General features: G+C 67.4%; 11 protein-coding genes and 2 tRNA genes. 6 read left to right on the top strand and 7 right to left on the bottom strand.

Annotated elements, in window-relative coordinates:
• The first annotated feature begins 3 nt into the window (after positions 1-3).
• The 4 genes from ACZ9J7_RS01825 to yidC all read left to right on the top strand — a co-directional run bounded on the left by ACZ9J7_RS01825 (position 4) and on the right by yidC (position 2369).
• A tRNA-Thr gene (locus tag ACZ9J7_RS01825) sits at positions 4-75 on the top strand.
• 61 nt (positions 76-136) lie between these two features.
• Positions 137-210: transfer RNA gene (locus ACZ9J7_RS01820), tRNA-Met, on the top strand.
• Positions 211-517: 307 nt separating this feature from the next.
• On the top strand, positions 518-1462 hold the full coding sequence (locus ACZ9J7_RS01815; protein ID WP_476206522.1) for a hypothetical protein: 945 nt from the start codon (positions 518-520) through the stop codon (positions 1460-1462).
• A 106-nt stretch (positions 1463-1568) separates the two neighbouring features.
• Positions 1569-2369 (top strand): membrane protein insertase YidC, encoded by an 801-nt coding sequence (yidC, locus tag ACZ9J7_RS01810; RefSeq protein WP_476206520.1) that lies wholly within the window; start codon positions 1569-1571, stop codon positions 2367-2369.
• A gap of 6 nt (positions 2370-2375) precedes the next feature.
• Here the strand turns inward: yidC and ACZ9J7_RS01805 are convergent, their stop codons facing one another.
• Together ACZ9J7_RS01805 and ACZ9J7_RS01800 are read right to left on the bottom strand one after the other, a co-directional pair.
• Entirely contained in the window at positions 2376-3275 is a 900-nt protein-coding gene (locus ACZ9J7_RS01805) for an SDR family oxidoreductase (protein WP_476206518.1), read from the bottom strand.
• Positions 3272-3724, bottom strand: a complete 453-nt coding sequence (locus ACZ9J7_RS01800; protein ID WP_476206516.1) for a nuclear transport factor 2 family protein — start codon at positions 3722-3724, stop codon at positions 3272-3274. Before ACZ9J7_RS01800 ends, ACZ9J7_RS01805 begins: the two co-directional genes overlap by 4 nt.
• Before the next feature lie 92 nt (positions 3725-3816).
• Here ACZ9J7_RS01800 and ACZ9J7_RS01795 point away from each other — a divergent pair, with 92 nt between their 5' ends.
• On the top strand, positions 3817-4476 hold the full coding sequence (locus ACZ9J7_RS01795; RefSeq protein ID WP_476206515.1) for a TetR/AcrR family transcriptional regulator: 660 nt from the start codon (positions 3817-3819) through the stop codon (positions 4474-4476).
• Between the two features lie 69 nt (positions 4477-4545).
• Positions 4546-5100 carry a dihydrofolate reductase family protein gene (locus ACZ9J7_RS01790; RefSeq protein ID WP_476206513.1) on the top strand — a complete coding sequence of 185 codons (555 nt, stop codon included), beginning with the start codon at positions 4546-4548 and terminating at the stop codon, positions 5098-5100.
• On the opposite strand, the gene ACZ9J7_RS01785 is transcribed toward ACZ9J7_RS01790, so the two are convergent.
• From ACZ9J7_RS01785 to ACZ9J7_RS01765, 5 genes are read right to left on the bottom strand one after another with little or no spacing between them, the layout of a single operon-like run.
• Positions 5085-6305: an MFS transporter gene (locus ACZ9J7_RS01785; RefSeq protein ID WP_476206511.1), complete on the bottom strand. Its 1221-nt coding sequence runs from the start codon at positions 6303-6305 to the stop codon at positions 5085-5087. The genes ACZ9J7_RS01790 and ACZ9J7_RS01785 overlap by 16 nt on opposite strands.
• A 39-nt stretch (positions 6306-6344) precedes the next feature.
• Entirely contained in the window at positions 6345-7142 is a 798-nt protein-coding gene (gene narI / locus ACZ9J7_RS01780; protein ID WP_476206509.1) for a respiratory nitrate reductase subunit gamma, read from the bottom strand.
• 2 nt (positions 7143-7144) lie between these two features.
• Positions 7145-7795 carry a nitrate reductase molybdenum cofactor assembly chaperone gene (gene narJ, locus ACZ9J7_RS01775; RefSeq protein WP_476206507.1) on the bottom strand — a complete coding sequence of 217 codons (651 nt, stop codon included), beginning with the start codon at positions 7793-7795 and terminating at the stop codon, positions 7145-7147.
• A complete protein-coding gene (narH, locus tag ACZ9J7_RS01770) occupies positions 7792-9501 on the bottom strand; it encodes a nitrate reductase subunit beta (protein WP_476206505.1) in 1710 nt (569 codons plus the stop codon). The genes narJ and narH overlap by 4 nt, the downstream gene beginning before the upstream one ends.
• Positions 9501-13211: a nitrate reductase subunit alpha gene (locus tag ACZ9J7_RS01765; protein ID WP_476206503.1), complete on the bottom strand. Its 3711-nt coding sequence runs from the start codon at positions 13209-13211 to the stop codon at positions 9501-9503. The genes narH and ACZ9J7_RS01765 overlap by 1 nt, the downstream gene beginning before the upstream one ends.
• Positions 13212-13246 lie beyond the last annotated feature (35 nt).

Here is a 13246-nt window from a genome sequence, read left to right as displayed (position 1 = left end):
GTTGCCCCCCTAGCTCAGTGGTAGAGCGCGTTCTTGGTAAGAACGAGGTCACCGGATCGATTCCGGTGGGGGGCTCTGAATGAGGGCCTGCGTCAAGGCGGTTTTGACCGGCTTGGCGCAGGTTTTTCTCATTCGTGGCGGTGTAGCTCAGTTGGTTAGAGCGCACGACTCATAATCGTGAGGTCGGGAGATCGAGCCTCCCCACCGCTACAGGCCAAGCCCCCTGGATCGTAATGGTCCAGGGGGCTTTTCTGTTTAACATTTCCCAAGCCGCGCCAAAGGCCCGCCACCTGATCCAACTCCTGACGACTCCGTCACCGATTGGCACGGCGGGTTCCATAAAAGGTAACGTTTAGGTCGCTGGTTGGCACACACGCGTGGTGGAGCATTCCAAATGCTCCTGCGTGTGCTAAGTCCCAGGCCTTTATGCCTTGCATTCACGCAGACCGCGATCCTGTTCCGGCGGGGGCCTTCCGATGTCCCTGTCCACCGCGCTCCCACGAAGAGGCTTTTTTCCATGCGCAGAAACAGTCTGCTCACTGCCCTCACGCTGTCGGCGTTGTTGGCAACAACGGCATGTGGCGCCGCCAGCGGCACTGCCAATCCATCCGCCGCGTCTCCAGGCTCCGCCTCCGCTGGACTCGAAGCCAGCGCCGGCACCCCCGGCGCCAAGTCTTCCGATGAGGTGGGCGCCTCCCAGCGGATGGCCGCCGAAAGGGCTGCGGCAGCCCAGGCCCAGCGGGAAGCCGCTGACGCCAAGAAGGCCCAAGACGCCGCTGCTGCTGGGGCAGCCGCAAAGGCAGCCGCCGCGGAAAATGCGGCCAAAGCCAAAGTGGATGCTCCTGCCGCAGCCGGTGCGCCAGTCCAGGCCCAGGCCGCGGCTCCTGTGCCCGGCGCCGCCCCTCCGGCCCTGCCACAGCACGCCGCCCCAGCACCCGTGTCACAGCCGACCGCCGAGCGCACTGTCACCACCACCTATACGACCGCGTACACCTGGTTCGACAACACCCCTGCCGGGTCCGCGACCATCAGCCACCCGGTGCTTCACAAGTCTGCCGGAGGCACCGGCACCTTCGAGGACCCCATCACCATCGCTGTGGGACATTCCTTGGCCTCCGGGCACGACGTCCTCGACTTCCCGGCGGGCACCCGCATCTACCTCCCGGACGTCCGCCGCTACTTCGTCGTGGAAGACACCTGCGGCGATGGCAATGAGCCCGAGGGCGGGCCGTGCCACCAGGGCGCCAACGCGAACGGAACCAACTCCACCATCTGGATCGACATGTGGATCGGTGGCCAGGGCTCCAGCGCCCGAGCCGCCGATGACTGCGCCAGCCGGGTAACCGACGTCAACACCGCCGTCTTCAATCCGGCCAGCGACTATGCCGTGGCGCCGGGCGCCGGAGTCATCCACGACGGCAAATGCGATGCCGGCTATGGCAACGCGCTGGTGAAGAAGTAGCTGGCGGACACCGGAACCTTATGGTTCGGCAAGCCGGGGCCGCCGTCCCCGGTTTGCTGGACCGTGACAAGCGGGGGTATCCGCAGTAGCTTGGCAGCAACTGCGGATGGGGGATTCGGTGGACGTTTTCGCGGCGGTCATGGAGCCGTTCCGGTGGCTCGTTTCTGTCATTATGGCGGGGTTCCACGACTGGCTGGCCACGGCCGGGATGCCGCCGGGGGACGGCTGGACCTGGACGTTGTCCATCATCGGACTGGTGCTCGTGATCCGGGCGGCATTGATCCCCGTGTTCCTGGCGCAGGTCAGGACCCAGCGGCGGATGCGGCTGCTGCAGCCGGAACTGCAGGAGCTCCAGGAGCGGTTCAAGGGCAGGACGGACCCGGCGTCGCGGCAGGCCATGGCTCAGGAGCAGATGGCCCTGTACAAGAAGCACGGCACCAACCCCTTCTCCGCCTGCCTGCCCCTGCTGATCCAGGCGCCGTTCTTCCTGGCGCTCTTCCAGGTGCTTTCCGGACTCTCCACTGCCTCGCCGCGGGGCGAAGGCATCGGAGCCCTGGATCAGGGGCAGGTGGTCCAGTTCGCGTCCGCCGGCATTTTTGGGGCGCCGCTCTCCGCTTCCCTCCTGCATGGAGGCGGAGACCCCAGCGCGGTGGCCGTCCTCTCCGTCGCCATGATCCTGGTGATGATCACCTGCCAGTTCCTCACCCAGAAACTCGTGGCGTCACGAAACCTGACGGGGCAGGACGCGGACAGTCCGCTGATGCGCCAGCAGCGGATTCTCCTGTACCTGCTCCCGTTCGTTTTCGGTGTGGGCGGGATCTTCTTCCCCATCGGCGTCCTGGTCTACTGGACGGTCTCCAATCTCTGGACGCTGGCCCAGCAGGTGCTGGTGTCGCGCAGGCCATAGGGGTGGTCAGTGGCCAGCCAACGCCTGCGACTGCTCCGTCAGGAATTCGGTGACCGACTTCGGGGTGATCCCGCGCTGGCGGAGGGGCTGGTCATCCCAGGTGGCTTCCTCGATGTCTGAGGACAACCCGGCGCCCAGCGCGGAAGCCATGGCATCGTTCCTGCGTTTCAACATGAGCGTTGCCACCCGCGCCACGGGGCGGGGCATGCGCTGAACCTTCAGGGGATGGTGCACCAATTCCCCTGCCAGCCCGATGATCTCCTTCTTGGTCAGCGGCTCGGGTCCGCCCACGTCGATGTGCGCCGGCGGATCGGGCTCCAGTGCCACGGTGGCGAGGAGGGCGGCAATGTCCCCGGTGGAGACCAGCCGGCGCCGGTTGTCGCCCCTGCCAATGACGGCAGCCTTTCCTGCGGCGAGGTCGAAGCGTGCGGCGGGGCTGAGCTGGACTTCCTGCAGGCCGTCGGAGCGGACCACCACGGTCCGCATGGGGGAGGTCGCCAGGCGCCGCTCAATGGTGAGCTTGGCCTGTTCCAGCGGGGTCCGGAGGCTGGCGCTGCCGATCGGGAAGGACAGGTAGACAAAGCGCCGCACGCCGGCGGCTTCGGCGGTATCGACAAGATGGCCCATGCCCACTTCGTCAACGTCCCGGATGGTGGCCTGACTGGTCCCCGCGAACCGGCGGCCGATCGCAGTTGCCGTTGCAATCACGGTTTCGACGCCCTGGCACGCGGGCGGCAGCGTGGCAGGTTCGGTGAGGTCGCCGCGGACAATCCCGGCGCCAATCGCCCGGAGCGGTGAATCGTCAGTGGCGGCCCGGACCAGGCAGCGGACGTCCTGCCCGGATTCGCGCAGCAGCCGGGCCACCCGGCCGCCCAGGTCACCCGTTGCCCCGACCAGGAGGATCATGGCCGTGCTCCTTCCGTTCCGGCTCCAGCGACGGCCTGGACCGCGGCATTCACATCCGCGGTGTCCCTTTCGACAGGCTCCAGGTAGAACCTGACCGCGGCAATCCGGTCGCCGCGGATGCTGAAGATGGCCACGCCGGCCTGCTCGACGGCGGTGCCGTCCAGGCGGGTGCCGTCCGATCCCCATTCGACCCACACGTTGCCGCCGGGGCCGGTCGCCGAGTCCAGCACCGTCACGGTCATGTCGGGGATCCCGGCGAAGAGTGCGGACCAGTTCTTCCGCACCTGGGCGCTCCCGGTGAAGCTGCGGGCCGGGTGGTTGGGGGTGATGTTGACGTAGTCGTCTGCGAACTCGGCCAGCATGGCATCGAGGTCGCGCCGCTGTGTTGCGGAAAACATTCGGCGCACAGGGCCGTCGGGGAGGCGGTCCACGCCGTTTGGCGTGTCCATGGAAATGCTCCTTGGTGCCTCGCGGGGCGAGGCTGTGACCTGTTAGATTGATTTCAATACAGTTAGCTGTATTGATTGGAGTTTAAGACCGCATGAAGAGCCCCGTCAATGCCTCCGGGAAACGCCCCGCCAAGCGGAGTTATGACGGACGGCGGCGCCGTCAGCTGGCCGCGGAATCCCTGCACAGCGTCCGGACACACGCGAGGGAGCTGTTCCTCAGCCAGGGATTCGGGGCGACGACGATTGCGCAGATTGCCCGCGCTGCGGACGTATCCGCCGAGTCGGTGTACAAGAACTTTGGCAGCAAGGCGGGGCTGGTCCGGGCCATCTACGAGGAGAGCCTCCTTGGTGCCGGGGGTCCGCCGGCCGAGCAGAGGTCCGATCTCGCCCAGGCGACGGAGACGGATCCCGTACGCCTGATGGAGCGGTTCGGCCGGTTCACCACGGAGATCAGTCCCATCGGCGCCCCGGTCTACCTTCTCATCAGGGACGCAGCGGCCACCGGGGACGCCTCCATGGCCGCACTGCTGCGGGATGTGGACGAGGCCCGTTACCGCCGGATGCTGCACAACGCGCGGCAGCTGGTGGGCAGGGGGCTCCTCAGGCCCGGCCTCACCACGGCCGAGGCTGCCGACGTGATGTTCACCTCCACCGCCGCCGAACTCTACGAAACCCTGGTGATCAAGCGGGAGTGGTCACCCGAACGCTATGGCACCTTCATCGCCCGGACCCTGGCGGCCAACCTGCTGTGACCCGCGCCGGCCGCCAAACCCTGGCGCGCGCCCCTGTTCCCCGCGGGATTCACCCGGCAGAATGGGCCCATGGCGAAGCTGATCTACTCCGCAATCATGTCCCTCGACGGTTACACCGCAGACACGGACGGCAACTTCAACTGGTCCGCGCCGGACGAGGAAATCCACGCTTTCGTCAACGACCTGGAGCGGGATGTGGGCACCTACCTCCTGGGCCGCCGGATGTATGAGGTGATGTCCGTCTGGGAAACCATGGACACGCGGGATGAGCCGCCGGTCATCCAGGACTATGCCCGCATCTGGCAGGGGGCTGACAAGGTGGTCTACTCAACCACGCTGGACACCCCCAGCACTCCGAAAACCCGCCTGGAGCGGCAGTTCCTCCCGGAAGCCGTGCGGGACCTCAAAGAGGACAGCGACCGGGATATCAGCATCGGCGGCCCCACCCTCGCGGCACACGCCCTCAAAGCCGGGCTGGTGGACGAATGCCAGCTGTTCATCAACCCGGTGGCCGTCGGCGGCGGGCTGCGCTTCCTGCCTGAGGGGCTGAAGGCACAGCTGGAGCTGGTGGACCAGCGGCGGTTCGGCAACGGGGTGGCCTACCTGCGCTACCGCGCCCGCTGAACCGCTGCCGTCCCGGCCCTTCGCTGCACCGCGAACAGGGTGAACACCAGCGCCACCAGGGCCGTGCCAACCAGCAGGAGCAGCCCGATCGAATAGCTGCGCGTGGCGGCATCGTAGGTTGCGCCCATCACCAGCGGCGGAAAGTACCCGCCCAGGCCACCCGCGGCGCTGACGATGCCGCTGATGCTTCCCACCTTTCCGGCCGGGGACAGGACACCAACCCAGGCGAACACCCCGCCCGTCCCCAGCCCCAGCGCCGCAGCCATGGCAACGAAGGTGGCACCCGCAGGCACTTCGCCGTCGGGCCTGAGGTTGACCACCCAGCCCAGGACGGCGACGGCGGCCAGCGCCATGAGCACCACGGGCTTGGGGCCGAGCCTGTCCGCCAGCACCCCGCCGACGGGCCGGGCCAGCACGGCGGCCAGGGCAAAGCCTGCCGTCCGTGCTCCGGCGCCGGCGGGATCAAAACTGTACACGTCCCGGAGGTAGGTGGGCAGGTAGGTGGCGAACGAAACGAAGCCGCCGAAGACCACCGCGTAAAGGAAGCACATCTTCCATGTGACCGCCGTCCTGGCCGCGTCCATGAGCTTGGGCAGCACCGGCGCATGGTTGGGCGCCCAGCCCGGTGCTTCCTTCATGAGGAACCAGACCAGCCCGGCCATCGCCACCAGGACACCGGCGATCAGCAGGTGCGTGGGGAAGTATCCGATCCCGGCAACCAGCCGGGGATTCAGGAAGGCGGCCAGCGCCGTCCCGCCCATGCCCGCGCCGAAGACACCGGTGGCGAAGCCCCTGCGGGCCGGCTCGTACCAGGCGCTGACGAACGGGATCCCGACGGCGAACACGGTCCCGGCCACGCCGAGCAGCAGCCCGGCGCCCAGCACCAGGGCGAAGGAACTGAGCAGGCCGCCCACGGACACCAGGAGGAGGGGAGGGATGGCCGCCAGCAGGACAAACGTGAACATGGCCCGGCCGCCGTACTTGTCAGTCAGCGTGCCCACCACGATCCGGCCCAGCGATCCGACGAACACCGGCATGGCCACCAGGATCCCAGTGGTCGCGGGCGTCAGGGACAGGTTCTGGGTATAAAAGGCGCCGAGGGTGGCCACCGAGTTCCACGCCCAGAAACCCGCCACGGAGGCCACCGTCGCCAGCGTCAGGTTCAGCGCCCTGCCGGTGGCTGGCGTAGAGGTTGTTCCGGCCACTGCTTGCTCCTCACCACATCATCCAAAACGCACCGCCGGTCAGCGGTTGCGGGTGTCCCTGTCCGGCGTGCCCACGGCGGACCAGCCACGGCCCTTGCTCTCCCTGTCTCTGGACCGGTAGACGATGTACGGGCGGAACAGGTAGTGCAGGGGCGCGGTAAAGGCGTGCACCAGCCGCGTGAACGGCCAGATGACGAACAGCGCCATCCCCACCAGCGTGTGCAGGTGGAACGAGAACGGGGCGGCCGCCATCGCTGCGATGTCCGGCTGGAAGATAAACAGCGACCGGAACCAAGGCGCTACGGTCTCCCGGTAGTTGTGCCCGTGTTCGCCCTCGAAAACGCTGGCCAGCGTGGTCCACAGGCCGAATACGATGGCGGCGGTCAGCACCACGTACATGGTCTTGTCATTCTTGGTGGTGGCCATGAACACCGGCCCCGTGGTGCGCCGCCGGTAGATCAGCAGTGCGATCCCACCCAGGGTTCCCACCCCGGCAATCCCGCCTACCAGGAGGGCATTGAAGTGGTAGAACTCCTGGCTCATGCCCACCGCCTCTGTCCAGGCCATGGGAATGACCAGCCCGAAGAAGTGTCCGGCGATCACGGCCAGCAGCCCGAAGTGGAACAGGGGTGAAGCGATCCGCAGGAGCCTGGATTCGTACAGTTGGGAGGACCTGGTGGTCCAGCCGAACTGGTCGTACCGGTAGCGCCACACCAGCCCTCCCACCAGCACCACCGCCATGACGTACGGCAGCACGCCCCACAGGACGGTGTCCCAGGTGTTAACCACGACGGCGGCTCCCGGCCCCGTCTCCAGCACCGCCCCGGATGCCCGCATGGTCAGCCCCTCCTGACGGGCAGCAGCCGCGGGTCATAGGGATCGAGCCCCACGCTTTCGGTGGGTGGACCATATCCGGCCATGCGCATCACTTCCTGCTCGTCCTGGGGTGACTTGCCCGGCAGCGTGGCACAGATGGCCGCCAGGATCCGGGCGTGCGGCAGGTTGTCCCGCAGCAGCCCGAGCCGGAGCATTTCCAGGCTGGCCCGGTAGCGCTGCAGCAGGTCGCGGCCGGCGGCTCCATCCACCCGGGCGGCGAACTCGAGCACCATGGGCAGGTAGTCCGGGAGTTCCCCGTCCAGGTCCACCAGGACGCCGCTGTGCCGGTAGGCCTCCTTGAAGTAGCCCAGTACTTCGCCGCGGCGGCGGGTGTCCCCGTCCGTCCAGTAGCTCAGGTGCAGGGCGTGCCGCCTGCCGAGATCGAATTCGCGGACGTACTGGGCCTGCAGGTCCATGGGCGGGGTCGCTTCCAGGAGGTCCAGTACGGGCGCGAACCCGGGCAGCGTGCCGGGGAATTCGGACAGTGCCGCCCGGACCAGGGGGACCCGCTCCACCAGTTCCCCGTCCGGATAGGAGAGGCACCAGGCCGCGGCAAGGTAGACCACCTGGTTGCGGCGGCTGACGGCCGGGGCGTTCGTGGCTGGCCGCATCATGACTCGTCCTCGGCGGCGGCCAGCGTATCCGGCGCCGGGCTCCTGTCCAGGGAAGGCTTCTCCGGGAACAGTCCGGGTGGCGCGCCGCGGCCATCCCAGTTCAGCAGGTTCACCCTGCCGCGCAGGCTCGTCCCCTCGGCGATGGTGTCCGAACTCTGCCGGTCCCGGAGGGCGTTGAACGTGTCCACGGCCACCGGGACGGGCCTGCCGCTCGCCTCCCCGAAAGGCGCCGAATCCTGCATGCCCGGTCCGCCGTCGAAATCCAGCGAACAGCCCAGCTCCTCAAGGTCGTGCGCCTGCTCCAGGTGCGCTGTGGGAATGACGTAGCGCTCGCTGTATTTGGCGATGGCCATCAGCCGGTACATGTCATACATACTTTGCCCGTCCATGCCCACGGACTCCGGGATGGCCTCATCCGGGTCCCCGCCCATGCTGATGCCGCGCATAAAGGACCGCATGGCCGCGAGCTTCCGCAGCACGGCCGTGACCCGTTCCGTGTCCCCGGCGGTGAAGAGCTCGGCCAGGTACTCCACCGGGATCCGCAGCGCGTCGATGGCGCCGAAGAGGTTGCCTGCGTCCTCGCCGTCGTGGCCCTGGTCCTGCAGCAAGTCAACCACGGGGGAGAGCGGGGGAACGTACCAGACCATGGGCATGGTGCGGTACTCCGGGTGCAGCGGCAGGGCCACCTTGTAGACCTTGGCAAGGGCGTAGACGGGGGATCGGCGGGCGGCGTCAAGCCAGTCCTCGGGAATGCCCTGAGCACGGGCGTCCGCCTGGACGCGGGGGTCGTGGGGGTCCAGCAGCACGTCCATCTGGGCGTCGTAGAGGTCCTGCGGGTCGGTGACGGACGCTGCCGCGGTGACGGCATCGGCGTCGTACAAAAACAATCCCAGGTAGCGCAGCCGGCCCACGCACGTCTCGGAGCAGACGGTGGGCAGGCCTACCTCCACGCGGGGGTAGCAGAACGTGCACTTCTCGGCCTTGCCGGTCTTGTGGTTGAAGTAGATCTTCTTGTACGGGCAGCCGGTGACGCACTGGCGCCATCCGCGGCACCGGTCCTGGTCCACCAGCACAATCCCGTCCTCCACCCGCTTGTAGATCGCGCCGGACGGGCAGGACGCCATGCACGACGGGTTCAGGCAGTGCTCGCAAATCCGCGGCAGGTAGAACATGAACGTCTGCTCGTAGGCGAACTTGATCTTGTCCTCGGAATCGCGCCGGATCTTCTCCACGACCGGATCCAGGTGCCCGTGCTCGGTGGAGCCGCCCAGGTCATCGTCCCAGTTGGCGGACCAGGTGATCTTGGTGTCTTCCCCGGTGATCAGCGACTTGGGCCGGGCCACGGGGAAGTCGTCGCCCAGGGGAGCGTCCACCAGGGTTTTGTAGTCGTAGGTCCACGGCTCGTAGTAGTCCTTGAGCTCGGGCTGCACGGGGCTGGCGAAGATTCCGAACAGCTTCTTCACCCTGCCCCCGGCCTTCAGCACCAGCCTGCCGCGCCGGTTCAGGGTCCAGCCGCCGTACCAGCGGTCCTGGTCCTCATAGCGGCGGGGGTAGCCCTGACCGGGCCGGGTCTCCACGTTGTTGAACCACACGTACTCCATGCCGGCACGGTTGGTCCAGGCCTGCTTGCACGTCACGGAGCAGGTGTGGCAGCCGATGCACTTGTCCAGGTTCATCACCATGCCCATCTGGGCCATCACACGCATCAGTACTGCACCTCCTGCGAGCGGCGGCGCACTGTGGCCACCATGTCGCGCTGGTTTCCGGTGGGGCCAAGATAGTTGAACGCGTAGGCCAGCTGGGCGTAGCCGCCTGCCAGGTGCGAGGGTTTCACCAGCAGCCGGGTCACCGAATTGTGGATTCCGCCGCGGCGCCCGGTGGCCTCCGATTTCGGGACGTCGATGGTGCGTTCCTGGGCGTGGTGGACGTAGACCACGCCGGCCGGCATGCGGTGGCTGACGATCGCGCGGGCCACCAGCACGCCGTTGACGTTGGTGCACTCGACCCAGTCGTTGTCCCGGACCTGGATCGCGTCGGCGTCGGCCGGGCTCATCCAGACGGTCGGGCCGCCGCGGGACAGGGAGAGCATCAGCAGGTTGTCCTGGTACTCGGAGTGGATGGACCACTTTGAGTGCGGCGTCAGGTACCGGACCGTCACCTCCATGGCGCCGTCGGAACCGAGCCGCGGTTCGCCGAACAGCCGGTGCATGTCCAGCGGCGGCCGGTAGATGGGCAGGGCCTCGCCGATGTCCGTCATCCAGTCGTGGTCCAGGAAAAAGTGCATCCGACCGGTAAGGGTGTGGAACGGCTTGAGCCGTTCGATGTTGATGGTGAACGGGGCGTACCTCCGGCCACCGGTTTCGGAGCCGGACCATTCCGGTGAGGTGATGACCGGGACCGGACCTGCCTGGGTCTGGGCGAAGGTGATGAACTTTTCCTCGGAACCCTCCGCCAGGTCCGCCAGCTTCTGCCCGGTGCGGACCTCGAGGTCCTTGAAGCCCTGGACGGACAGGGCGCCGTTGGTGGTCCCGGAGAATGCCAGGATTGCCTCCGCCATCTTCGCATCGGTGTCCATGGCCGGCCGTCCGTCCGCCGCGCCGCCCAGCATCACCCCGTTGGCCTGGCTGAGCCGGGCCAGCGGTCCGGCCATTTTGTAGGTGACGTTCTTGACGGTGAAGCCCAGCTTGTCGGCCAGCGGTCCGACGGCGGCGAGTTTGTCCGCGATGGCCGTGTAGTCCCGCTCCACGACCGAAAAGACGGGCATGTTCTGCCCCGGCACGGCAGGGATGTCCGGGTCCCGCCAGTCGCGGACCCGGCCGCCGGGCTGGGCGAGCTGCCCCGGGGTGTCGTGCTGCAGCGGGATGCTGACGAGGTCGCGGCGGACGCCCAGGTGGGTCTTTGCCTGCCGGGAGAATTCCCGGGCCAGCAGGTGGAAGGTGTCGAAGTCAGTTTTGGTTTCCCAAGGAGGATCGATCGCGGGGCTGAAGGCGTGCACGAACGGGTGCATGTCCGTGGAGGAAAGGTCGTGCTTTTCGTACCAGGTGGCGGCCGGGAACACGACGTCGGACAGCAGCGTGGTGGACGTCATCCGGAAGTCGGCGGAGACCAGGAGGTCCAGCTTGCCCTCCGGCGCCTCCGGGTGCCAGGCCACGTCCCGGGGTTTGAGTTCCTCTGCGCTGTCCCCGCCCAGGACGTTGTTGTGGGTTCCCAGCAGGTTGCGGAGGAAATACTCGTTGCCCTTGGCCGAGGAGCCGAACAGGTTGGACCGCCAGAGCACCAGAGTCCGCGGCCAGTTGGCCGGAGCGTCCACGTCCTCGATGGCAGGGTTGAGGGAGCGGTTTTTCAGCGATTCGGCGATGTAGGCGGGTGTGTCCGCGGCGGTCCCGGCAGCCACGGCGGCCTCCGCCTCGTCAGCTATATCCAGGGGATTGCGGTCGAACTGCGGGTAGAACGGCATCCAGCCCAGCCGGGCGGACTGGGCGATGGCGTCCGCCGTGTGCATGCCGTCCAGCTTGCCGGTGGACAGGGGGGACTTGAGCGCGTCGGCGGAGTACCCGTCCTGCCGCCACTGGTCCGTGTGCATGTACCAGTAGCTGGTCCCGGTCATGGTCCGCGGCGGCCGCGACCAGTCCAGGGCGTTGGCCAGGGAGACCCAGCCGGTGATGGGCCGGGTCTTTTCCTGGCCCACGTAATGCGCCCAGCCCCCTCCATTGCGGCCCATGCAGCCGGTGAGCATCACCAGTGCCAGCACCGCCCGGTAGGTGGTGTCGCCGTGGAACCACTGGCAGATGCCTGCCCCCATGATGATCATGGAGCGGCCTTTGGACTGCTCGGCATTGCGGGCGAACTCGCGCGCCACCCGGATGCAGGCCTGTGCGGGGACGCTGGTGATTTCCTCCTGCCACGCCGGCGTGTACGGGGTGGCGGCGTCGTCGTAGCCTGCCGCCCACCCGCCGGGCAGACCGTCCCTTCCCACGCCGTACTGGGCCAGCATCAGGTCGAACACGGTGGTCACCAGGTGGCCGCCCACCTCCATCACCGGCACGCCCCTGCGCAGGATGCTGCCCTCCCCGCCGGCGTCCTCGAAGCAGGGGAGCAGGATTTCGGCGCCTTCCCCGGACACTTCCCGGAGGGACAACGCCGGTTCGATCCCCTCGAGGTCCAGGTTCCACTTGCCTTCCCCGCTGCCGGAGTAGCGGAAGCCCATCGACCCGTTGGGGACTGCGGGGCGGCCGGCGGCCCGGTCGAACAGGACGGTGCGGAACGCCGCATCCTCGGCCCCGGACTCACCGGGGACGTCAAGGGCGGTGAGGAATTTCGACGGCGTGAGGGCGCCGTCGTCTGTCCTTTCCAGCCTGACGAGGAAGGGAAGGTCCGTGTACCGCTTCACGTAGTCGGTGAAGAACGGCACATCCCTGTCCACGAAGAATTCCTTGAGCATGACGTGCCCCATGGCCATGGCCAGGGCGGCATCCGTGCCGGCCTGCGCCGGCAGCCATTCGTCGGCGAACTTGGTGTTGTCCGCGTAATCCGGGCTGACCGTGACCACCTTGGTGCCGCGGTAACGGACCTCGGTCATCCAGTGCGCATCAGGCGTGCGCGTCACCGGAACATTGGAGCCCCACATCATGAGGTAACGGGCATCCCACCAGTCCCCGGATTCGGGGACGTCGGTCTGGTCACCGAACACCTGCGGGCTGGCCACGGGCAAATCGGCGTACCAGTCGTAAAAGGACGTCATCACCCCGCCGATGAGCTGGATGAAGCGCGTCCCCACAGCGTGGGACACCATGGACATGGCCGGGATGGGCGAAAAGCCCGCGCAACGGTCAGGGCCATACGTCTTGATGGTGTTCACGTGCCCTGCGGCGGCGATCTCGATGGCTTCCTGCCAGGACACCCGCACCAGTCCACCCTTGCCGCGGGCCTGCTGGTAGCGGCGGCGCTTTTCCGGGTCCGCTGCGATCTCCGCGAAGGCGAGGACGGGGTCGCCCAGCCGGGCCTTGGCTTCCCGGTACATCTCCACCAGGACGCCCCTGGCGTACGGAAACCGCACCCGGGTGGGGGAGTAGGTATACCAGGAAAAGGCCGCCCCACGGGGGCAGCCTCTTGGTTCGTACTCCGGGCTGTCGGCCCCGACGGAGGGGTAGTCCGTCTGCTGCGATTCCCAGGTGATGATGCCGTCCTTGACGTACACCTTCCAGGAACAGGAGCCGGTGCAGTTCACCCCGTGGGTGGAGCGGACTACTTTGTCGTGGCTCCAGCGGTCCCGGTAGAAGATGTCACCCTTGCGGCCGCCCTCCCTGAACACCGCCCTGCCGTCGTCCGTCTGGTCCCACCTCGTGAAGAATCGGCCCAGCTTCAACATTGCTTCTGATGCGGGTCCATCTAACCCCGCATGGGGTCCGGCAGCCATGCCCCCAAGCTAGGTGGGCGCCGGAAAGCCCGAAC

The sequence above is a fragment of the Pseudarthrobacter sp. TE9888 genome (assembly GCF_056279345.1).
This window is presented reverse-complemented; position numbering and strand designations above follow the sequence as displayed.

Excerpts from the sequence above, each read along its gene's own strand:
- narJ (WP_476206507.1), bottom strand. The coding sequence starts at position 7,795 with ATGATGCGGCCAGCCACGAACGCCCCGGCCGTCAGCCGCCGCAACCAG.
- ACZ9J7_RS01815 (WP_476206522.1), top strand. The coding sequence starts at position 518 with ATGCGCAGAAACAGTCTGCTCACTGCCCTCACGCTGTCGGCGTTGTTG.
- ACZ9J7_RS01795 (WP_476206515.1), top strand. The coding sequence starts at position 3,817 with ATGAAGAGCCCCGTCAATGCCTCCGGGAAACGCCCCGCCAAGCGGAGT.
- narH (WP_476206505.1), bottom strand. The coding sequence starts at position 9,501 with ATGCGTGTGATGGCCCAGATGGGCATGGTGATGAACCTGGACAAGTGC.
- ACZ9J7_RS01790 (WP_476206513.1), top strand. The coding sequence starts at position 4,546 with ATGGCGAAGCTGATCTACTCCGCAATCATGTCCCTCGACGGTTACACC.
- ACZ9J7_RS01805 (WP_476206518.1), bottom strand. The coding sequence starts at position 3,275 with ATGATCCTCCTGGTCGGGGCAACGGGTGACCTGGGCGGCCGGGTGGCC.
- ACZ9J7_RS01800 (WP_476206516.1), bottom strand. The coding sequence starts at position 3,724 with ATGGACACGCCAAACGGCGTGGACCGCCTCCCCGACGGCCCTGTGCGC.
- ACZ9J7_RS01765 (WP_476206503.1), bottom strand. The coding sequence starts at position 13,211 with ATGGCTGCCGGACCCCATGCGGGGTTAGATGGACCCGCATCAGAAGCA.
- narI (WP_476206509.1), bottom strand. The coding sequence starts at position 7,142 with ATGCGGGCATCCGGGGCGGTGCTGGAGACGGGGCCGGGAGCCGCCGTC.
- yidC (WP_476206520.1), top strand. The coding sequence starts at position 1,569 with ATGGGGGATTCGGTGGACGTTTTCGCGGCGGTCATGGAGCCGTTCCGG.